At 52.1% G+C, this 21,567-nt stretch carries 13 protein-coding genes, 2 tRNA genes, 3 rRNA genes and 1 other annotated feature; of the genes, 11 read left to right on the top strand and 7 right to left on the bottom strand.

From position 1 onward, the window contains the following. Positions 1-235: 235 nt before the first annotated feature. Both AC6I8L_RS14920 and tyrA read left to right on the top strand, forming a co-directional pair. Entirely contained in the window at positions 236-1,315 is a 1,080-nt protein-coding gene (locus tag AC6I8L_RS14920) for a 3-deoxy-7-phosphoheptulonate synthase (RefSeq protein ID WP_058962334.1), read from the top strand. A gap of 6 nt (positions 1,316-1,321) precedes the next feature. Further along, positions 1,322-2,443, top strand: a complete 1,122-nt coding sequence (tyrA, locus tag AC6I8L_RS14915; protein WP_058962335.1) for a bifunctional chorismate mutase/prephenate dehydrogenase — start codon at positions 1,322-1,324, stop codon at positions 2,441-2,443. Between the two features lie 33 nt (positions 2,444-2,476). On the opposite strand, the gene pheA is transcribed toward tyrA, so the two are convergent. The 4 genes from pheA to bamD form a co-directional block, all read right to left on the bottom strand. Next, positions 2,477-3,640: a bifunctional chorismate mutase/prephenate dehydratase gene (pheA, locus tag AC6I8L_RS14910; RefSeq protein ID WP_058962336.1), complete on the bottom strand. Its 1,164-nt coding sequence runs from the start codon at positions 3,638-3,640 to the stop codon at positions 2,477-2,479. Between the two features lie 22 nt (positions 3,641-3,662). Further along, positions 3,663-3,787: a sequence feature (Phe leader region), on the bottom strand. Beyond that, on the bottom strand, positions 3,739-3,786 hold the full coding sequence (pheL, locus tag AC6I8L_RS14905) for a pheA operon leader peptide PheL (protein WP_100703679.1): 48 nt from the start codon (positions 3,784-3,786) through the stop codon (positions 3,739-3,741). (Overlaps the previous feature by 48 nt.) A gap of 97 nt (positions 3,788-3,884) precedes the next feature. After that, positions 3,885-4,211, bottom strand: coding sequence for a ribosome-associated translation inhibitor RaiA (gene raiA, locus AC6I8L_RS14900; protein ID WP_034822244.1), 327 nt, complete (start codon positions 4,209-4,211; stop codon positions 3,885-3,887). A gap of 266 nt (positions 4,212-4,477) precedes the next feature. Beyond that, positions 4,478-5,218, bottom strand: coding sequence for an outer membrane protein assembly factor BamD (gene bamD, locus AC6I8L_RS14895; protein ID WP_034822246.1), 741 nt, complete (start codon positions 5,216-5,218; stop codon positions 4,478-4,480). A 130-nt stretch (positions 5,219-5,348) separates the two neighbouring features. Here bamD and rluD point away from each other — a divergent pair, with 130 nt between their 5' ends. The 9 genes from rluD to AC6I8L_RS14850 all read left to right on the top strand — a co-directional run bounded on the left by rluD (position 5,349) and on the right by AC6I8L_RS14850 (position 17,109). Continuing rightward, positions 5,349-6,329: a 23S rRNA pseudouridine(1911/1915/1917) synthase RluD gene (rluD, locus tag AC6I8L_RS14890; RefSeq protein ID WP_034822248.1), complete on the top strand. Its 981-nt coding sequence runs from the start codon at positions 5,349-5,351 to the stop codon at positions 6,327-6,329. After that, entirely contained in the window at positions 6,326-7,051 is a 726-nt protein-coding gene (gene yfiH, locus AC6I8L_RS14885; RefSeq protein WP_058962337.1) for a purine nucleoside phosphorylase YfiH, read from the top strand. The genes rluD and yfiH overlap by 4 nt, the downstream gene beginning before the upstream one ends. A 124-nt stretch (positions 7,052-7,175) precedes the next feature. After that, the gene (gene clpB / locus AC6I8L_RS14880) at positions 7,176-9,749 is read left to right on the top strand and encodes an ATP-dependent chaperone ClpB (protein ID WP_058962338.1); all 2,574 of its coding nucleotides are present in this window, start codon (positions 7,176-7,178) and stop codon (positions 9,747-9,749) included. Positions 9,750-10,223: 474 nt separating this feature from the next. Continuing rightward, positions 10,224-11,763: ribosomal RNA gene (locus tag AC6I8L_RS14875) — 16S ribosomal RNA — on the top strand. A 74-nt stretch (positions 11,764-11,837) separates the two neighbouring features. After that, a tRNA-Ile gene (locus AC6I8L_RS14870) sits at positions 11,838-11,914 on the top strand. Positions 11,915-12,065: 151 nt separating this feature from the next. Beyond that, a tRNA-Ala gene (locus AC6I8L_RS14865) sits at positions 12,066-12,141 on the top strand. A 203-nt stretch (positions 12,142-12,344) separates the two neighbouring features. Beyond that, a 23S ribosomal RNA gene (locus tag AC6I8L_RS14860) occupies positions 12,345-15,249 on the top strand. A gap of 227 nt (positions 15,250-15,476) precedes the next feature. Next, positions 15,477-15,592 (top strand): 5S ribosomal RNA (gene rrf / locus AC6I8L_RS14855). The 16S, 23S and 5S rRNA genes sit together here with 2 tRNA genes alongside, the layout of an rRNA operon. 212 nt (positions 15,593-15,804) lie before the next feature. Continuing rightward, positions 15,805-17,109 carry an MFS family transporter gene (locus tag AC6I8L_RS14850; protein WP_058959194.1) on the top strand — a complete coding sequence of 435 codons (1,305 nt, stop codon included), beginning with the start codon at positions 15,805-15,807 and terminating at the stop codon, positions 17,107-17,109. Here AC6I8L_RS14850 and AC6I8L_RS14845 read toward each other — a convergent pair whose 3' ends face one another. The 3 genes from AC6I8L_RS14845 to AC6I8L_RS14835 form a co-directional block, all read right to left on the bottom strand. Then, entirely contained in the window at positions 17,110-17,430 is a 321-nt protein-coding gene (locus AC6I8L_RS14845; protein WP_058959193.1) for a YfiM family lipoprotein, read from the bottom strand. A 3-nt stretch (positions 17,431-17,433) separates the two neighbouring features. Beyond that, positions 17,434-18,789, bottom strand: a complete 1,356-nt coding sequence (gene pssA / locus AC6I8L_RS14840) for a CDP-diacylglycerol--serine O-phosphatidyltransferase (protein ID WP_034825458.1) — start codon at positions 18,787-18,789, stop codon at positions 17,434-17,436. Positions 18,790-18,911: 122 nt separating this feature from the next. Next, entirely contained in the window at positions 18,912-21,563 is a 2,652-nt protein-coding gene (locus AC6I8L_RS14835) for a bifunctional acetate--CoA ligase family protein/GNAT family N-acetyltransferase (protein ID WP_058959192.1), read from the bottom strand. Positions 21,564-21,567 lie beyond the last annotated feature (4 nt).

Below are 21,567 nucleotides of genomic sequence, written 5' to 3'. Positions count from 1 at the left end.
TAAATAAAATTGGGGTGTAAAATAAAATTTACACAAATCACTTTGTGTTAGATGACCAAAAACACATTAACTTTATGTATTTAATGTGTTTTTAGTTTTGTTTTTGTGATGGTTATCAGTGGTGGTAATAAAAGTGTACATTCATGGATTGCAAGATGTACATGTTGTGGTACAGTAAGCGCCATCCTCAGTGAGGATCCCAAACCGCATACACGAGTTAAAAAGGATCGCCATCATGCAGAAAGACGCGCTGAACAATGTGCATATCGCCGACGAACAAATTTTAATCACCCCGCAAGAGCTGAAAGCGAAGTTCCCGCTCACTGCGGCGCAGGAAGCGCAGATTGCTGCTTCTCGCCAGACCATTGCCGATATTATTGCTGGCCGCGATCCGCGCCTGCTGGTGGTCTGTGGTCCTTGTTCAATTCACGATACCGAAGCCGCACTGGAATATGCTCGTCAGCTGCAAACTCTCTCTGCACAGTTGAAGGATCAGCTGTATATCGTTATGCGCGTTTATTTTGAAAAACCCCGTACCACCGTTGGCTGGAAGGGGCTGATCAACGATCCTTACATGAACAACTCATTTGATATGGAAGCCGGGCTGCACATTGCGCGTCAGCTGCTGGTGAACCTGGTGGAGATGGGCCTGCCGCTGGCAACTGAAGCACTGGATCCTAACAGCCCACAATACCTGGGCGATCTGTTTAGCTGGTCTGCGATCGGTGCTCGTACTACCGAGTCACAAACACACCGCGAGATGGCTTCTGGTTTATCAATGCCTGTCGGCTTCAAAAATGGCACTGATGGCAGCCTGGGCACGGCGATCAACGCCATGCGCGCCGCCGCGATGCCGCACCGTTTTGTCGGCATCAATCAGGCAGGACAGGTTTGCCTGTTACAGACTCAGGGCAACCCGGATGGCCACGTGATCCTGCGTGGTGGGAAAGCGCCTAACTATGGTCCTGAAGATGTTGCGCAGTGTGAAAAAGAGATTCTGAAAGCGGGACTGCGTCCAGCCTTAATGATAGATTGCAGCCATGGTAATTCTAATAAAGACTACCGCCGTCAGCCGGGTGTAGCCGAATCGGCTATTGCGCAGATTAAAGATGGAAATCGTTCCATTATTGGCCTGATGCTGGAAAGCAATATTCACGAAGGCAATCAGTCTTCTGAGCAGCCACGTAGCGAAATGAAATACGGTGTTTCCGTCACGGATGCCTGCATCAACTGGGAAACCACGGAAACCTTGCTGCGTGAAATCCATCAGGATCTGCAGGGAGTGCTGTCGGCACGTCTGTCACACGAGGAATAAAGAGTCATGGTGGCTGAACTGACCGCGCTACGCGATCAAATTGATGAAGTCGATAAAGCCCTGCTTGGGCTATTAGCCAAACGCCTTGAGCTGGTAGCTGAAGTAGGTGAGGTCAAAAGCCGTTATGGTTTGCCGATTTATGTGCCAGAACGTGAAGCCAGCATGTTGGCTTCACGTCGTCAGGAAGCTGAAGCGCTCGGCGTTTCGCCAGATCTGATTGAGGATGTCTTACGTCGCCTGATGCGTGAATCTTATGCGCATGAAAACGACAAAGGCTTCAAAACGCTCTGCCCAACGCTGCGCCCGGTGGTGATTGTTGGTGGGCGTGGCCAGATGGGGCGCTTGTTTGAAAAGATGCTCAATCTGTCAGGTTACCAGGTCCGTATTCTGGACAAGGGCGATTGGGATCGTTCTGAAGAGCTGCTCAAAGATGCGGGCATGGTCATCATCAGTGTGCCCATTCATCTGACCGAGCAGATCATCGCCGAATTACCAACACTGCCGGAAGACTGCATTCTGGTTGATCTTGCATCGGTGAAGAATCGTCCATTGCAGGCGATGCTGGCGGCGCATACCGGCCCTGTTCTCGGCTTGCATCCCATGTTTGGCCCGGATAGCGGTAGCCTGGCGAAGCAGGTGGTGGTGTGGTGTGATGGCCGTCAGCCGGAAGCCTACCAGTGGTTCCTTGAGCAGATTCAGGTTTGGGGCGCGCGCTTACATCGCATCAGCGCGGTCGAGCATGACCAGAACATGGCCTTTATCCAGGCGCTGCGTCACTTTGCCACTTTTGCCTATGGTTTGCATTTAGCGGAAGAGAACGTCAACCTTGATCAACTGTTGGCGCTGTCCTCACCGATTTATCGCCTGGAACTGGCGATGGTTGGTCGACTGTTTGCTCAGGACCCGCAGCTTTACGCAGACATCATCATGTCTTCGGAGAGCAATCTGGCGCTGATTAAGCGTTATTACCAGCGCTTTGGTGATGCGATTAAATTGCTGGAGCAGGGCGATAAACAGGCGTTCATCAAGAGCTTTGAAGGTGTCGCGCACTGGTTTGGCGATTACGCTCAACGCTTCCTGGTAGAGAGCCGAAGCATGTTGCGTTCGGCTAACGATAGCCGGCAATAAAAGAGAAGGCATCCGCAAGGATGCCTTTTTCATTTACAGTCGCGGTTCCACCGGAACAACATTTTCACCCGGATAGCAGCCGAGTACTTTCAGAGATCGCGTCAAATCACGCAGCTCTTTCAACGCCAGCTGCATGTTCTCCGATTGCAGATTGCCCTGCACATCAATGTAAAACATCTCTTCCCATGGGTTGCCGTTAATTGGGCGGTTTTCAAGTTTGCTCATGATCAGATTGTGATTACGCAGCACCAGCAGAGCCTCAACCAGTGCACCAGCTTGCTGACCGGTAGCCATAATCAATGTGGTTTTGGCTGGTACCTGGCCAGAAACTTCAATCGGCTTACGTGCCAGCACAATGAAGCGGGTATGGTTTTGTTGCTGGTTAGCTAAATTCCGTTCTAACACCTGCAGACCATACAGCTCACCGCCCGCTTCACTGCCCAGAGCCGCCACTTTTGGTGAACTCATCGCCGCGACCTTTTCCATTGCCGCTGCAGTGCTCTCGGTATATTCGATTTTCCATTGTGGGAACCGATTGATGAACTGGCTGCACTGCTGGAATGGCTGAGGATGGCTATAAACCGTTTCAATTTGCTGTAAGTCGGTATTGCCGTTGACCAGCACACAGTGTTCGATTGGGATGGTCAGCTCGCCAACGATGGAGAGCGTGGTTTGCTGCAGCAGGTCATAGACGTCGTTAATCGAGCCTGAGCTGGTATTTTCGATTGGCATCACGGCGTAATCGGCCTGGCCACTCTCCACCTGATGAATGATGTCATGGAATTTTAGGCAGCCCATCTCAACCATGGAATCAAAATGACGTGTGGCGTATTTACGCGCCGCGAGGTGAGAGTACGAACCCTTAGGACCCAGAAATGCGATGCGCGGCGCGTGTGCGTGCGGGTGGTTTAAGTTTTTCTGCAGCAGCGCTTGCTGAGTCAGTACCGAATCTTCAATCACCAGTTGGAACAGACGAGTAATGTAGTGCGCATCAAGCTGGTGCTTTTTGCCGAGTGAGATCAGGTTTTCCAGCAGTGCGCGTTCACGCTCAACATCGCGAATCGGGCGATGGGTCGCGAGCTTTGCTTGCGCCACCTCAACCGCCAGCGAACGGCGTTCAGATAACAGCGTTAACAGCTTTTCATCAACGGCGCTGATCTTCTCGCGTAATGCCAGCAGCGGATTTTCGGGATTCATAGGGCTCACCTGTAAAATGTCCAATAAAAAAGCCTCCCGTTTGGGAGGCTTTGTTGTTCGTCTTCGCATTCATTTTCACACGACGAATCACCTCCCAATCAGGGGAAGGTAAAAAAGAATGCGAAGAAGAACGGTAGATGTTTCATGTGTGATTCCAGTAATAAAGTGGATTGAGAGTAACCGCAGTGATTTAAAGCTGTCAATAAAAAACGCGCCCGCAGGCGCGTTACTGGAAAAGGTCTATTTATCCCGCAGGGGTGAAATCTTTCATACTGCTGGTTGCGCGGCGCGCTTCAGGCTTGTGCTGCGCCTTATTCAGTTGTCGCTCCAGCTTGGCAATCAGATCGTTGATAGCCGTGTACATATCTTCGTGTTTCGCGCTGGCAACCAGCGTGCCGTTCGGTGTGTTAATGGTGGCATCAGCCACGAATTCTTTCGGCTCTTTCGATAACACGATGTGCGGATTTATCAGGTGAGTTTGCCACTTTTCCAGCTTGGCGAGACGGTCTTCGACATGGTTGCGGATAGCCGCAGTGATTTCCATTTGTTTGCTGGTAATGTTCAGAATCATAGTTAAACCTCTCTGTCATTTCCGTCTGGGTAGGACCAGCATACCGCGTAAATCAGGAAAAAGTGTGATCTAGATCACATTGAAATGTCACTTTTTGTCAATGCCAGTGAATTGTGAGAAAGACTCATAAAATCGCGGAAAATGCTTGAAGGGCAGGGATGAAAAGAGCAAGATTGATGAGTTAACCGCAGCGGATAATCAGCAATCTGGCTGAATTTTCGGCAAAAAAAGCAGCCATTAAGGCTGCTTTTTTATTGGTAGTAAAATCAGGACTGATTATTTGTCGCGATGATCTTCGCTACCTTGTCCGCTTCTGCGGTTAACTGCAGCTGGCGGTATGCATTTTCCATCAGCGGCAGCGCTTTGTGCGTCGCTTCGGTATCCGGGAAATCTTTCATCATCCCTTCAACACGGTTAACAACGGCGACATAGGCCCCACGCTTGGTATAGAATTGCGCCACCGAGAGTTCATACTTCGCCAGACGCTCTTTCAGGTAGGCTAAACGTTTCTGCGCATCCTCAGCATACTGGCTGTTCGGATAGCTGCGCAGCAACTGTGAGAAGTCACGGAAAGCATCACGAGCGTGCGTCGGATCACGATCTGAACGATCGATACCGAAGAAGCCCTGCAGTGCAGAGTCATCCAACGCCATATCCGTCAGGCCTTTCATGTAGATGACGTAATCGATGTTTGGATGAGTCGGATTCAGGCGCATAAAGCGAGCGATAGCGGCTTGCGCCAGTGGCAGATCGGCATTTTTGTAATACGCGTAGATTAAATCCAGCTGTACTTGCTGCGAATAAGGGCCAAACGGGTAGCGGTTATCCAGTGCTTCCAGTTGCTTAATCGCCGCTTTAAAGTTACCGTCCTGCAGCTTTTGCTGGGCTGTAGCGTAAATTTCAGATGGCGGGCTGTCCGGAACGGGATCCGATGAGCCGGAACAACCCACCAGAGCCAGGCTCAGGCTCAATGTGGCAGCAGCCACCAGATGTTTCATACGCGTCATGACGAAATGATTATCCTCAAAGTGTTGTAGCGGAAGCTGTCCGTATAGCTCCCGGTTATGACCTGGTACGATAGCACATTATATTAAACGGCATCGCCGTGAAAACCCAACGTTAACGAAGAAGCTGTATATGGCACAACAAGTTCAACTCACCGCAACGGTGTCCGAAGCACAGCTTGGACAACGCTTAGATCAGACTTTGGCGGAATTGTTCCCTGATTATTCACGTTCCCGCATAAAAGAATGGATCCTTGAGCGTCGCGTCAGCGTCAACGGCACCATCATCGATAAACCGAAAGAGAAAGTTTTCGGCGGTGAGCAGGTGTCTATCGATGCTGAAATCGAAGAAGCGCAGCGCTGGGAAGCGCAAAACATTCCCCTGAACATCGTTTATGAAGACGATGATATTCTGGTCATCAACAAACCGCGTGGCCTGGTGGTGCATCCTGGGGCAGGTAATCCGGATGGTACGGTCCTGAATGCGCTGCTTTATCATTACCCACCAATTGCCGACGTCCCGCGTGCTGGGATCGTCCATCGTCTTGATAAAGACACAACCGGTTTGATGGTGGTGGCGAAGACCGTTCCCGCTCAGACGCATCTGGTGGAAACGCTGCAGCTGCGCGAGATTACCCGTGAATATGAAGCGGTTGCGATTGGCACCATGACGGCAGGCGGCACGGTTAATGAGCCGATGGCGCGCCACTCCACCAAACGCACTCACATGGCGGTACACCCTATGGGTAAACCCGCGACCACGCATTATCGCATCATGGAGCATTTCCGTGCTCATACGCGTCTGCGTCTGCGTCTGGAAACGGGTCGTACTCACCAGATTCGTGTGCACATGGCGCATATCAACCATCCATTAGTGGGTGATCCGCTGTACGGCGGTCGTCCGCGTCCGCCTAAAGGTGCATCAGATGCGTTCATCGCCGCGCTGCGCGGTTTTGACCGTCAGGCGCTGCATGCCACCATGCTGCGTCTCTACCATCCCATCACCGGCATTGAGATGGAATGGCATGCGCCGTTGCCGCAAGACATGGTCGATCTGATTGACGCGCTGAAAGCCGATACCCATGAGTTCCGCGATCAAATGGATTGGCTATGAGTGAGTGGATCATTCCTGACTGGCCTGCACCGCAGCGCGTTCAGGCATGTTCCACCTTGCGACATGGCGGTGTTAGCACTGCGCCCTGGGATTCGCTGAATCTTGGGGCGCACGTTGGCGATGCTGAAACGCATGTCTTGCAAAATCGTCAGCATTTGAAAGATAAACTGCTGCCCGCCATGCCGCAGTGGCTTAATCAGGTGCATGGGCAGGACGTTGTGCGTTTGCCTGCGGACGAGTTATTACCCAATGCAGATGCGGCCATTACCCGCGAATCCGGTGTAGTTTGCGCCATCATGACGGCGGATTGCTTGCCGGTGTTGTTTTGCAGTGATGATGGCAGTGAAGTGGCTGCTGCTCACGCTGGCTGGCGTGGTCTGTGTAACGGCGTGCTGGAACAGACGCTGCAACAGTTTCGCTCACCAGCCCGTGAGATCCACGCCTGGCTTGGACCCGCTATCGGCCCGCAGGCATTTGAAGTCGGTGCTGAGGTGCGTGAAGCCTTTTTGGCGCACGATGTACAAGCCGATGCGGCTTTTCGCCCGGTTGGTGACAAATATTTTGCGAATATCTGGCAGCTAGCGCGTCAGCGACTTCAGGCCGCTGGAGTGCATTCTATCAGTGGTTCACAGCGTTGCACTTTCACCGAAGCCAATGATTTTTTCTCCTACCGACGAGATGGAATCACCGGGCGTATGGCAACTTTGATTTGGCTGAGATAATCTTACGCCGCAAGACGATCCAGTAGCGTATTTTTTGTTCGCAACACAGGTCATTAACCTTGAAATATTTGAGGGATGACCTCATTTAATCTCCAGTAGCATTTTGACCTGTATTGGAGGAATCATGCGTCTGGATCGTCTTACTAATAAATTCCAGTTGGCCCTTGCCGATGCTCAGTCCCTTGCTCTGGGACACGACAATCAATTTATCGAACCCCTGCACTTGATGAGCGCTTTGCTCAATCAGGAAGGCGGATCGGTGCGTCCGTTGCTTGGCGCAGCAGGTGCCGATGTGGCTGGTCTGCGTACCAGCATCGAACAAGCTATCAACCGACTGCCGCAGGTAGAAGGTACGGATGGCGATGTACAGCCTTCAGCCGATCTCATTCGGGTCCTGAACCTGTGCGACAAACTCGCGCAAAAGCGCGGCGACAACTTTATATCATCTGAATTATTTGTTCTGGCGGCCCTCGACTCTCGTGGTTCGCTGGCGGACCTATTGAAGTCCGCTGGTGCAACCACCGAAAAACTCACTAAGGCCATCGAGCAATTGCGGGGAGGAGAGAACGTGAACGATCAAGGGGCTGAAGATCAGCGCCAGGCTTTAAAAAAATACACCATCGATCTGACCGAGCGCGCCGAGCTTGGCAAGTTAGATCCGGTGATTGGTCGTGATGAAGAGATTCGTCGTACCATTCAGGTATTGCAGCGCCGTACCAAAAACAACCCGGTATTAATTGGGGAACCCGGCGTAGGTAAAACTGCGATTGCCGAAGGGTTAGCGCAGCGCATTATCAATGGTGAAGTGCCAGAAGGATTGAAAGGTCGCCGCGTGTTGGCCCTGGACATGGGTTCGCTGGTGGCGGGTGCTAAATATCGTGGTGAGTTCGAAGAGCGCCTGAAAGGTGTGCTGAGCGATCTGGCAAAACAGGAAGGCAACGTCATTCTGTTTATCGACGAGTTGCATACCATGGTTGGCGCGGGTAAAGCCGATGGCGCCATGGATGCCGGTAACATGCTGAAACCTGCATTAGCGCGTGGTGAGTTGCACTGCGTGGGTGCTACCACGCTGAATGAGTATCGCCAGTTCATTGAGAAAGATGCGGCGCTGGAGCGTCGTTTCCAGAAAGTCTTTGTGGCTGAACCGAGCGTGGAAGACACCATTGCTATTCTGCGTGGCCTGAAAGAGCGCTATGAGTTACACCACCATGTGCAGATTACTGACCCGGCGATTGTGGCAGCGGCCACGTTGTCGCACCGCTATATCTCCGATCGCCAGCTGCCAGACAAGGCAATTGACTTGATTGACGAGGCTGCATCGAGCATTCGTTTGCAGATGGACTCGAAACCGGAGTCGCTTGATCGTCTGGAACGCCGCATCATCCAGTTAAAGCTGGAACAACAGGCACTGAAGAAAGAGTCGGACGATGCCAGTATCAAACGTCTGGAGATGCTGGAAACGGAACTCGATCAGAAAGAGCGTGAATACGCTGAGCTGGAAGAAGAGTGGAAAGCGGAAAAAGCCTCTCTGACGGGGACGCAGAACATTAAGGCGGAACTGGAGCAGGCTCGTCTGGCGATGGAGCAGGCGCGACGCACTGGTGACCTGGGGCAAATGTCTGAACTGCAATACGGCAAAATTCCAGAGCTGGAAAAGCAGCTCACTATTGCCACGCAGTCAGAAGGCAAAACCATGAAACTGTTACGTAACCGCGTAACAGACGTGGAAATTGCCGACGTGCTAGCGCGCTGGACCGGCATTCCAGTGGCAAGAATGATGGAAGGCGAGCGTGAGAAATTGCTGCGAATGGAGCAAGAGCTGCATGCGCGCGTGATTGGTCAGAACGAAGCCGTTGATGCAGTATCAAATGCGATTCGTCGTAGTCGTGCAGGTCTGTCCGATCCTAATCGCCCAATTGGCTCGTTCCTGTTCCTTGGACCAACCGGTGTGGGTAAAACCGAGCTGAGTAAAGCGCTGGCTAACTTCTTGTTCGACAGCGACGATGCCATGGTGCGTATTGATATGTCCGAGTTTATGGAAAAACACTCGGTATCGCGTTTAGTGGGTGCACCTCCGGGCTATGTCGGTTATGAAGAGGGCGGTTACCTGACAGAAGCTGTTCGTCGTCGCCCTTATTCCGTGATTCTGCTGGATGAAGTCGAAAAGGCTCACCCGGATGTCTTCAACATCTTGTTGCAGGTACTGGATGATGGGCGCTTGACCGATGGGCAGGGACGTACGGTCGATTTCCGTAATACCGTGTTCATTATGACCTCTAACCTTGGGTCTGACCTGATCCAGGAACGTTTCGGTGCGTTGGACTATCCGGAAATGAAAGATATGGTGATGACGGTGGTAGGTTCGCATTTCCGCCCAGAGTTCATTAACCGTATTGATGAGGTGGTGGTGTTCCATCCGCTTGGCGAGCAGCATATTGCTTCTATCGCGCAGATTCAGCTGCAGCGGTTGTACAAACGTCTGGATGAACGTGGCTACCAATTGCATATCACGGATGCAGCGCTGAAGCTGTTGGGTGAAAATGGATATGATCCGGTATACGGTGCACGTCCATTGAAACGCGCTATTCAGCAGCAAATTGAAAACCCACTGGCGCAGAAGATTCTTTCTGGTGCTTTTGTTCCGGGTAAAACCATTGAAATGGATGTTAAAGACGATGTCATCGTCGCACATCAGTGATGAGATTTGACGTAAACGGGCCTTCGGGCCCGTTTTTTTTGCCTGTGCGATGCCAATTCGTTGCTAATTTCAGCGTATCGACCGAAAAGTGAGCGGTTGTGCAAAAACTTCAAATTAACGCTTGTCAGTCCATCAGAAATCCCTATACTGCGCCACCACTGAGACGGCAAAGCGGCAACGCAGACGGCTCAGCAGGGAGTGAAGAAATTCATCCCGCCGGAGAAAAACACTGAAAAAAGTGTTTGACTCTGAAGGAGGAAAGCGTAATATACGCCACCTCGCAACAGCAGCTTAAGGCGCTGATTGCACCGCTCTTTAACAATTTATCAGACAATCTGTGTGGGCACTCGCAGGATTGATATCAGCGTCTCCGGACGTAAAAAATATCAAGTCTCACGAGTGAACACATAATGAAATTCATTATGACGTTTTACAGATGAGCATCGCTGAACTTGTTTCAGCAAATCAAACTTTAAATTGAAGAGTTTGATCATGGCTCAGATTGAACGCTGGCGGCAGGCCTAACACATGCAAGTCGAACGGTAGCACAGAGAGCTTGCTCTCGGGTGACGAGTGGCGGACGGGTGAGTAATGTCTGGGAAACTGCCCGATGGAGGGGGATAACTACTGGAAACGGTAGCTAATACCGCATAACGTCTTCGGACCAAAGTGGGGGACCTTCGGGCCTCACACCATCGGATGTGCCCAGATGGGATTAGCTAGTAGGTGGGGTAATGGCTCACCTAGGCGACGATCCCTAGCTGGTCTGAGAGGATGACCAGCCACACTGGAACTGAGACACGGTCCAGACTCCTACGGGAGGCAGCAGTGGGGAATATTGCACAATGGGCGCAAGCCTGATGCAGCCATGCCGCGTGTATGAAGAAGGCCTTCGGGTTGTAAAGTACTTTCAGCGGGGAGGAAGGCGATGTGGTTAATAACCGCATCGATTGACGTTACCCGCAGAAGAAGCACCGGCTAACTCCGTGCCAGCAGCCGCGGTAATACGGAGGGTGCAAGCGTTAATCGGAATTACTGGGCGTAAAGCGCACGCAGGCGGTATGTCAAGTCGGATGTGAAATCCCCGGGCTTAACCTGGGAACTGCATTCGAAACTGGCAGGCTAGAGTCTTGTAGAGGGGGGTAGAATTCCAGGTGTAGCGGTGAAATGCGTAGAGATCTGGAGGAATACCGGTGGCGAAGGCGGCCCCCTGGACAAAGACTGACGCTCAGGTGCGAAAGCGTGGGGAGCAAACAGGATTAGATACCCTGGTAGTCCACGCCGTAAACGATGTCGACTTGGAGGTTGTGCCCTTGAGGCGTGGCTTCCGGAGCTAACGCGTTAAGTCGACCGCCTGGGGAGTACGGCCGCAAGGTTAAAACTCAAATGAATTGACGGGGGCCCGCACAAGCGGTGGAGCATGTGGTTTAATTCGATGCAACGCGAAGAACCTTACCTACTCTTGACATCCAGAGAACTTAGCAGAGATGCTTTGGTGCCTTCGGGAACTCTGAGACAGGTGCTGCATGGCTGTCGTCAGCTCGTGTTGTGAAATGTTGGGTTAAGTCCCGCAACGAGCGCAACCCTTATCCTTTGTTGCCAGCGGTCCGGCCGGGAACTCAAAGGAGACTGCCAGTGATAAACTGGAGGAAGGTGGGGATGACGTCAAGTCATCATGGCCCTTACGAGTAGGGCTACACACGTGCTACAATGGCGCATACAAAGAGAAGCGACCTCGCGAGAGCAAGCGGACCTCATAAAGTGCGTCGTAGTCCGGATTGGAGTCTGCAACTCGACTCCATGAAGTCGGAATCGCTAGTAATCGTAGATCAGAATGCTACGGTGAATACGTTCCCGGGCCTTGTACACACCGCCCGTCACACCATGGGAGTGGGTTGCAAAAGAAGTAGGTAGCTTAACCTTCGGGAGGGCGCTTACCACTTTGTGATTCATGACTGGGGTGAAGTCGTAACAAGGTAACCGTAGGGGAACCTGCGGTTGGATCACCTCCTTACCTGAAGATACCTTCCTTCGAAGTGCTCACACAGATTGTCTGATAGAAAAGTAACGAGCAGAAAAAACCTCTACAGGCTTGTAGCTCAGGTGGTTAGAGCGCACCCCTGATAAGGGTGAGGTCGGTGGTTCAAGTCCACTCAGGCCTACCAAATTCGCACTCATGCGGCGTTATGTACCCGGTCGTTTACCAAAGTAAACTTCCCTCCTACATGCCTTGCCTGAGCACGAATTTACGTTTTCATGTAAATGAAAAAGTAACTCCTGGTGAGTGGTAGTAGAAGGTCTCTGCAGTAACTGTATGGGGCTATAGCTCAGCTGGGAGAGCGCCTGCCTTGCACGCAGGAGGTCAGCGGTTCGATCCCGCTTAGCTCCACCATTACAGTGACTCAAAACAATACTTCAGAGCGTACCGGCAACGGTGTGCTGCGAAGTATTATGCTCTTTAACAATCCGGAACAAGCTGAAAATTGAAACGACACGTCGTATTCATTCTCCGTAATAAGAATGAAGCTATCGATGTGTTCGAGTCTCTCAAATGCTTGCAGTCTGCATGCGTTGCAAAACGCCTGTGGGTTGTGAGGTTAAGCGACTAAGCGTACACGGTGGATGCCCTGGCAGTCAGAGGCGATGAAGGACGTGCTAATCTGCGTAAAGCGTCGGTAAGGTGATATGAACCGCTACAGCCGACGATGTCCGAATGGGGAAACCCGGTGCACTCTGTGCATCATCGCAACATGAATACATAGTGTTGCGAGGCGAACCTGGGGAACTGAAACATCTAAGTACCCAGAGGAAAAGAAATCAACCGAGATTCCCCCAGTAGCGGCGAGCGAACGGGGAACAGCCCAGAACCTGAATCAGTTTGTGCATTAGTGGAAGCGTCTGGAAAGTCGCAGGGTACAGGGTGATACTCCCGTACACAAAAATGCATTTACTGTGAGTTCGAAGAGTAGGGCGGGACACGTGGTATCCTGTCTGAATATGGGGGGACCATCCTCCAAGGCTAAATACTCCTGACTGACCGATAGTGAACCAGTACCGTGAGGGAAAGGCGAAAAGAACCCCGGCGAGGGGAGTGAAACAGAACCTGAAACCGTGTACGTACAAGCAGTGGGAGCCAACTTGTTTGGTGACTGCGTACCTTTTGTATAATGGGTCAGCGACTTATATTCTGTAGCAAGGTTAACCGTATAGGGGAGCCGCAGGGAAACCGAGTCTTAACTGGGCGTTAAGTTGCAGGGTATAGACCCGAAACCCGGTGATCTAGCCATGGGCAGGTTGAAGGTTGGGTAACACTAACTGGAGGACCGAACCGACTAATGTTGAAAAATTAGCGGATGACTTGTGGCTGGGGGTGAAAGGCCAATCAAACCGGGAGATAGCTGGTTCTCCCCGAAAGCTATTTAGGTAGCGCCTCGTGAACTCATCTTCGGGGGTAGAGCACTGTTTCGGCTAGGGGGCCATCCCGGCTTACCAACCCGATGCAAACTGCGAATACCGAAGAATGTTATCACGGGAGACACACGGCGGGTGCTAACGTCCGTCGTGAAGAGGGAAACAACCCAGACCGCCAGCTAAGGTCCCAAAGTCATGGTTAAGTGGGAAACGATGTGGGAAGGCACAGACAGCCAGGATGTTGGCTTAGAAGCAGCCATCATTTAAAGAAAGCGTAATAGCTCACTGGTCGAGTCGGCCTGCGCGGAAGATGTAACGGGGCTAAACCATGCACCGAAGCTGCGGCAGCGACACTATGTGTTGTTGGGTAGGGGAGCGTTCTGTAAGCCGTTGAAGGTGAACTGTGAGGTTTGCTGGAGGTATCAGAAGTGCGAATGCTGACATAAGTAACGATAAAGCGGGTGAAAAGCCCGCTCGCCGGAAGACCAAGGGTTCCTGTTCAACGTTAATCGGAGCAGGGTGAGTCGACCCCTAAGGCGAGGCTGAAAAGCGTAGTCGATGGGAAGCAGGTTAATATTCCTGCACTTGGTGTTACTGCGAAGGGGGGACGGAGAAGGCTAGGTTATCCGGGCGACGGTTGTCCCGGTTTAAGCATGTAGGCGGGAGTTTTAGGTAAATCCGGAACTCTTTTAACGCTGAGGTGTGATGACGAGCCACTACGGTGGTGAAGTAACTGATGCCCTGCTTCCAGGAAAAGCCTCTAAGCTCCAGGTAACACGAAATCGTACCCCAAACCGACACAGGTGGTCAGGTAGAGAATACCAAGGCGCTTGAGAGAACTCGGGTGAAGGAACTAGGCAAAATGGTGCCGTAACTTCGGGAGAAGGCACGCTGTCATCAGGTGAAGTCCCTCGCGGACGGAGCTGAAGGCAGTCGAAGATACCAGCTGGCTGCAACTGTTTATTAAAAACACAGCACTGTGCAAACACGAAAGTGGACGTATACGGTGTGACGCCTGCCCGGTGCCGGAAGGTTAATTGATGGGGTTATCCGTAAGGAGAAGCTCTTGATCGAAGCCCCGGTAAACGGCGGCCGTAACTATAACGGTCCTAAGGTAGCGAAATTCCTTGTCGGGTAAGTTCCGACCTGCACGAATGGCGTAATGATGGCCAGGCTGTCTCCACCCGAGACTCAGTGAAATTGAAATCGCTGTGAAGATGCAGTGTACCCGCGGCAAGACGGAAAGACCCCGTGAACCTTTACTATAGCTTGACACTGAACATTGAGCCTTGATGTGTAGGATAGGTGGGAGGCTTTGAAGCGTGGACGCCAGTCTGCGTGGAGCCAACCTTGAAATACCACCCTTTAATGTTTGATGTTCTAACGTAGGCCCGTAATCCGGGCTGCGGACAGTGTCTGGTGGGTAGTTTGACTGGGGCGGTCTCCTCCCAAAGAGTAACGGAGGAGCACGAAGGTTGGCTAATCCTGGTCGGACATCAGGAGGTTAGTGCAATGGCATAAGCCAGCTTGACTGCGAGAGTGACGGCTCGAGCAGGTGCGAAAGCAGGTCATAGTGATCCGGTGGTTCTGAATGGAAGGGCCATCGCTCAACGGATAAAAGGTACTCCGGGGATAACAGGCTGATACCGCCCAAGAGTTCATATCGACGGCGGTGTTTGGCACCTCGATGTCGGCTCATCACATCCTGGGGCTGAAGTAGGTCCCAAGGGTACGGCTGTTCGCCGTTTAAAGTGGTACGCGAGCTGGGTTTAGAACGTCGTGAGACAGTTCGGTCCCTATCTGCCGTGGGCGCTGGAGAATTGAGGGGGGTTGCTCCTAGTACGAGAGGACCGGAGTGAACGCACCACTGGTGTTCGGGTTGTCATGCCAATGGCATTGCCCGGTAGCTAAGTGCGGAAAAGATAAGTGCTGAAAGCATCTAAGCACGAAACTTGCCCCGAGATGAGTTCTCCCTGACTCTCTGAGAGTCCTGAAGGGACGTTGAAGACGACGACGTTGATAGGCCGGATGTGTAAGTGCAGCGATGCATTGAGCTAACCGGTACTAATGACCCGTGAGGCTTAACCTTACAACGCCAGAGGCGTTTTATGAGAGACGCGAGTAGATTTTCAGCTTTGTTCATCCGGATAAAAGAATTAGCGATGTCCTGCGGAGTTAAGTCCGAAGGATTTTGCGCTGAGGCAAGGCGCCGACCGAGACGGAACGAAGGAGCATACTGATGTATGTGACTGAGTTACGCGAGGAAGAGCAACGCAGCATCAGCACAAAAGACACAGGACAGAGCACAGGAATTTGCCTGGCGGCTGTAGCGCGGTGGTCCCACCTGACCCCATGCCGAACTCAGAAGTGAAACGCCGTAGCGCCGATGGTAGTGTGGGGCCTCCCCATGCGAGAGTAGGGAACTGCCAGGCATTAAATAAGTGAAGAAACCCTGAACGAAAGTTCAGGGTTTTTTTACGTCTATATAACGCTGAAATTGCATGCAATCGCCCTAATTTCACCCCCAAAATCCCTTACTAATCACAAATTAGCACCTTCAACGTCATCCAATTCCCGAAACCGCCCAACACGTGCTTTACTGAATCCTTTGGCATTAATTTATCGCAAGGAAATGAGGTAAAACATGACCGACTCACTACAACAAAAAGTGGCACCATCTGAATCAACGATAAACAGCAAACAGCGCATCTGGGCAATTGTTGGCGCATCATCAGGCAATCTGGTCGAATGGTTCGATTTCTACGTTTACTCCTTTTTCTCACTCTATTTCGCGCATGTATTCTTCCCGGCAGGCGATACTACTACGCAGTTACTGCAAACAGCAGGTGTATTCGCCGCTGGATTTTTGATGCGTCCGATTGGTGGCTGGCTGTTTGGCTATATCGCCGATCGCCATGGACGTAAAAACTCAATGCTGATTTCTGTCTGCATGATGTGTTTAGGATCCCTGGTGATCGCCTGCCTGCCAGGGTACGGCGAAATTGGCGTAGCGGCACCGGTGATCCTGCTGCTGGCGCGTATGTTTCAAGGGTTGTCAGTGGGAGGAGAGTATGGCACCAGCGCAACTTACATGAGTGAAGTCGCTTTAGAGGGCCGTAAAGGATTTTACGCATCATTCCAGTACGTGACGCTGATCGGCGGGCAGCTGTTAGCGGTACTTACCGTAGTGGTGCTGCAACAGATCCTCAGCGACGAAGAGTTGCGGAGTTGGGGTTGGCGTATCCCATTCTTTCTTGGCGCCGTGCTGGCGGTAGTCGCTCTGTGGCTGCGTCGCTCACTGAATGAAACCTCCGAGAAAAAGAATCGGGAACATAAAGATGCGGGCAGCGTTATGGGTTTGCTGCGCAATCACTCACGCGCATTTCTGATGGTATTGGGTTTTACTGCCGGCGGTTCACTGAGCTTCTACACCTTTACCACCTATATGCAAAAGTATCTCGTCAACACGGCAGGGATGGATGCACGCAGTGCCAGCGGATTGATGACTGCTGCATTATTCGTCTTCATGTTGATTCAGCCGATCGTTGGAGCGCTTTCAGATAAGATCGGTCGTCGATCCTCGATGATGATCTTTGGTGCGGGTGCAGCGATCTGTACCGTGCCGATCCTGATGATGCTGCAAAATGTGCAGAGCGGTTGGGCCGCATTTGTACTGATCATGCTGGCGCTGATTATCACCAGCTTCTATACCGCCATCAGTGGCATTCTGAAAGCAGAAATGTTCCCGCCAGAAGTGCGCGCGCTAGGCGTCGGCTTATCTTATGCGGTGGCTAATGCGATCTTTGGTGGTTCGGCCGAGTATGTCGCTTTACTGCTGAAGAAAGAGGGGATTGAAACCAGTTTCTTCTGGTATGTGTCGGCGATGGGGGCGTTGGCCTTCGTTATTTCCCTGATGCTCCATCGCAAAGGGAAGGGCATTACACTGTGATTATTGGCTTAAATTCCACAAGGCAACGCCAGTGGCCGCTCCCGCAACGTCATAACTGAGATCTTTCCAACTCCAGCCGCTCCCCGAAGAGCGGCTGTCATATAACTCTTTTCCTACGCCAAAACTCAGCGAGAACAAAAAGCCAAAACGTAAATTTTGTCCACGGCTTTGATGCTGGTGTTGGGAGATTTCACTGCCGGCAGCGGCTAGCACGGCAGAAGAGAAGAAGTGTTCGGCTTTGTCCTTACCGGTCCAGTTATCTTGTGCCACATGCGCACATCCACTACAAAGTAAAACTACGCAGAGGATGAACGCACGCATCTGCTAGAGTAAGCGACTGATAAGACGGTCAATACGGATACGGCGTAGACGACGGATTAACTTACGTACTTTCGCCGGATAGTCAGAAATACTCTCTAATTCGCGGAAGTGCTGAACCGTCGTGGTATGTTCACGAATCAACGCCAGCTCTTTCTCGCGCTGTTCTGCCAGCTCATTCTTCGGATCATGGATAAGCACCGCATTTTCCAAATCCAGTCGCCAGGCGCGCGGATTAAGGTTATTACCGGTAATCATCATCCACTCGTCATCCACCCAAATGCCTTTCAGGTGATAACTGTTTTCACCGTCTTTCCACAAACGCACCGTCAACTGGCCGTTATTGACGTAATACTGCAAACGGCTCAGAAAGCGTCGCAGGTTGATCTCATACAGATAGGGCAGTGCGCCGATGATTTTAAACGGCTGATCAGGCGGGATGTAGAAATCGTTGGCGGTTTTATCGCCCACGATGATCTCCACTTCTTTACCCTGACGCAGCAGGTGGATCAGATTACGCACCAGGATCGCTGGCAGGTTGAAGTAAGGCGTGCACAGCGTCAGTTTACGCTCGGCGCACGGCATCAAATGGAAGATGGTTTTATTGAGCAGACTGCGTTTGCCAAGGCCCACCAGTGGCGTGACCGCCAGTGACTCATTGTCAGTATTCCCCGCGAACTGGTAGTTAAAACTGCGCAAATCCTGGCGGAACTGGCGTGTTTCGTTTTTAATTTCAGGGCTAGATGGACGCTCAGTCTGGTCAAGGCGATTAACCGCATCGGACTGCTTGAGATTTTCGCAAATCCACGCGTACATGGTGTCCGCCAATTGTGGATTGCGGATTAGCTGATAGCGGTCATAGCGATATTTATCATGCTGATGCAGATAAACATCATTCAGGCTGGCGCCGCTATACAGTAAGGTGTCATCAATAATGAAGCCTTTCAGATGCAGTACGCCAAGTGCTTCACGCGTGTTAACGGGAATGCCATACACTGGAATAGCGATATCGGGATGCTGTGCTGCCATCTCGCAATACCAATCAGCGTTGGTCAGTCCACGAGCGGCGCCAATTCGGCCACGCTGCGCGCGATGCCAATCCACCAGAATGCTGATATCCAGCTCCGGACGTGCCTGACGCGCAGCATAGAGTGCCTGCATGATGCCACGCCCGCCGTCGTCGTTCTCGAGATAGAGCGCGGCGATGCAGATGCGTTTTTCAGCCGCAGCGATTTTCGTCAGCAGGGTCTCACGGAACTCGGCAGGCGAGTAAAGCGTGGTCACATCCGACACGGATTGTGACAGTTTAGGCAGCTGTGCGAGGTGTTGTTGGTGTTTATTGCGTTTAAATTTAGACAACATCACAGTGCACTTCTTCTCTGTTCATTGCATGGCCTTTTGCCATCAAATCATGATCCTAACGGTAAATAATAACATCAACCGGCCTGATAAGGAGGATTTTTACCTTTCTGTACAGGATATCATCACGCCTCACCGAGCGGTAAATTCAGGCTGACAATGCCATCATCCAATTGAATATTCACACGAAAATTCAGTTTTCGTGCCAGCGTAATCATGCCGGTGTTGTGTGGCATGGTGATACCGTTCAATTGTTGCAGACCATGATCGCGCGTATAGCGGATCATCTTTTCCAGCAATCGTCTGCCCATCCCGAGTCCTTTAAGATCGGAGCGCACCAGCACCGAAAACTCCGCATCAATGTTATCGGCATCCGAGATCGCACGCGTCACACCAATAATCTCATCATTACCGTCGTGCTGTCGTACTGCAACAATGGCCATCTCTCGGTCATAGTCGATTTGGGTCATGTTGGCGAGATCCTCATGTGTGAACTCATTGATCTCACTGAAATAACGATAATAAAGGTCTTCCTTCGTTACCTGAGCGATAAACGCGCGCAGTTGTGGTTCATCTTCCGGCAAGATCGGACGGAACAGGCAATACTGCCCATCTTTCAGCTGTACTTGTTCTTCAAGGTGGTGTGGATAAGGGCGAATCGCCAGGCGTGCTTCGTTATCACCGGTAAATGGCGCGAGTTGCAGCGTGACATCCAGCAAGGTGAATTCATTCGCGGAGGCCAGCAGCGGATGGATATCCAGCCGCTGGATCTCCGGGCAATCTACCACCAGATTTGAAACCTGCACCAGCAATTGGCTCAGCCCGGCAATATCCAGTGGACGCAACGCACTGCGACTGCGCACTTTGCCGCTCTTCATCGCCTGAATCACCAGATAACGCGCCAGCGTCATGTTCAATGGGGGGAGTGCGACGGCAGCCTGTTTATCGGCCTGCCATTCTACGCCGCCTTCACCCAGCATAATGATGGGACCAAACAGCGGATCTTGCTCCACTACCACGCGTAATTCCTGCGCACCCGCACGATTCGCCATGCTTTGTACCAGCAATCCATCAATTCGGGCTTGAGGATGGGTGTGGCGCACGCGATCAAATATCGCTTCAGCGGCCTGCTCAACCTCCTCACAACTGCGCAAATACAGCATCACGCCCTGAACTTCTGATTTGTGTGGAATATCCGGCGACCGCAGCTTAAGCGCCACCGGATAACCAATCTGATCGGCAATAGTGGCGGCCTCACGGCTGTCACTCGCAATCCAGGTCGGTAGCGTCGACAAACCATACGCTTGCAGCACCGGCTGCACTTCGTGGGTATCCAGCGTGTTGATCCCCTGATCCAGCGCTTGCTGAATCAACTGGTGCGCCTGCGTACTATTTTGCGTCAGGCCGATCGGCAAGGCGGGGGTTTCACGCAGTTGTTTTTGGTTACGGCGATACTCAACCTGATGCATAAATGCAGTTACAGTGCCTTCCGGTGTGCGCCAGGTGGGGATTCCGGCCTGAGTGAAAGCACGACGAGCGGCTTGTGACGAGTATTCGCCACACCAGTTAGTGAGAAGTGTCACCTGTTTGCCGCGCGGATGTTTTGCCACTGCCGCAATAATTTGCTCGGCCGTTTCGGTGGCAGGAGACACAGCGCTCGGGGCATGGATAATCATTAATGCATCAAGTTCATGGCTATCCAGTAGTTGTTCAATGCAGGCAACATAGCGCGCTGGGGTGGCATCGTCCTTGAGATCCAGCGGATTACCGCGCCCAACGCCTTCGGGCAACAACGTGGTCAAGGCTTGTAAAGTCTCATCACTCAGCGTAGCCAGTTTGCCATTACGCGCGTACAGCTCATCCAGTGCTAAGGCAGCGGGGGCTGCGCCATTGCTGATGATCATCAATCTATCCCCTCGCAATGGACGCATATGGCTCAGCGATTCCACCGCTGAAAACAGTTCATGCGTGTCCTGCACCCGCAGCAAACCGGCACGCTGAATCGCGGCATCCCATGCTGCATCCAGCCCGCTGAGTGTGCCAATCATCGCCTGTGCCTGATGGCTGCGACCGCTTTTGATCACCAGAATCGGTTTATTGCGTGAGGCGCTACGAGAGGCCGAAACAAAGCGGCGCGCATCACTGAGATGCTCTAGATAGAGCAGAATAGCGCTGGTTTTACCGTCACGCGCCAGGAAATCCAGCAAGTCATCAACATCAATATCCAGACTGTCGCCCAAAGCGATAAACCAGGAGAAGCCGAGATTGCGCTGCTGAGCCCAATCAAGAATGGTGTTGGATACCGCAGCGGATTGAGAAATAAAGGCAATGCGTCCTTTTGCGATCGGCACCGGCGAGAAGCTGGCGTTTAATCCTTGCCACGGGGCCAGCAATCCCAGACTGTTCGGGCCGAGCAGGCGGATTTGCCACTGGCTGGCACAGGCCTTCAATTCTTCAAGCTGACTGGCGGGCGAGGAGAGAATGATGCAGGTTTTGCAGCCTTTTTCACCCAGCTGCTGCAGCAGCTCCAGATTGCGTTTGGCATGAGTACAGATAATGGCGAGATCGGGTGCGAACGGCAGGCTGGCAATATCCGGCCAGGCCAGCACACCGCTCACGGCTTTATACTTCGGCGTGACCGGCAGCACCGGACCGCTAAATCCGCCAGCCAGCAAATTACGCATCATAAAGTAGCCGGCGCGCCCCGGTGTAACTGACGCACCAATCACCGCGATTGATTTAGGTCGTAACAGTGCTTCCAGTCCGCGTTGGCTCATCATC

This window comes from Type-E symbiont of Plautia stali, from assembly GCF_059731115.1.
This window is presented reverse-complemented; position numbering and strand designations above follow the sequence as displayed.

Coding starts and splice junctions, on each gene's coding strand:
- AC6I8L_RS14920 (WP_058962334.1), top strand. CDS start 236: ATGCAGAAAGACGCGCTGAACAATGTGCATATCGCCGACGAACAAATT.
- pheA (WP_058962336.1), bottom strand. CDS start 3,640: ATGAATCCCGAAAATCCGCTGCTGGCATTACGCGAGAAGATCAGCGCC.
- clpB (WP_058962338.1), top strand. CDS start 7,176: ATGCGTCTGGATCGTCTTACTAATAAATTCCAGTTGGCCCTTGCCGAT.
- AC6I8L_RS14835 (WP_058959192.1), bottom strand. CDS start 21,563: ATGAGCCAACGCGGACTGGAAGCACTGTTACGACCTAAATCAATCGCG.
- AC6I8L_RS14850 (WP_058959194.1), top strand. CDS start 15,805: ATGACCGACTCACTACAACAAAAAGTGGCACCATCTGAATCAACGATA.
- yfiH (WP_058962337.1), top strand. CDS start 6,326: ATGAGTGAGTGGATCATTCCTGACTGGCCTGCACCGCAGCGCGTTCAG.
- pssA (WP_034825458.1), bottom strand. CDS start 18,789: ATGTTGTCTAAATTTAAACGCAATAAACACCAACAACACCTCGCACAG.
- bamD (WP_034822246.1), bottom strand. CDS start 5,218: ATGACGCGTATGAAACATCTGGTGGCTGCTGCCACATTGAGCCTGAGC.
- tyrA (WP_058962335.1), top strand. CDS start 1,322: ATGGTGGCTGAACTGACCGCGCTACGCGATCAAATTGATGAAGTCGAT.
- raiA (WP_034822244.1), bottom strand. CDS start 4,211: ATGATTCTGAACATTACCAGCAAACAAATGGAAATCACTGCGGCTATC.
- AC6I8L_RS14845 (WP_058959193.1), bottom strand. CDS start 17,430: ATGCGTGCGTTCATCCTCTGCGTAGTTTTACTTTGTAGTGGATGTGCG.
- rluD (WP_034822248.1), top strand. CDS start 5,349: ATGGCACAACAAGTTCAACTCACCGCAACGGTGTCCGAAGCACAGCTT.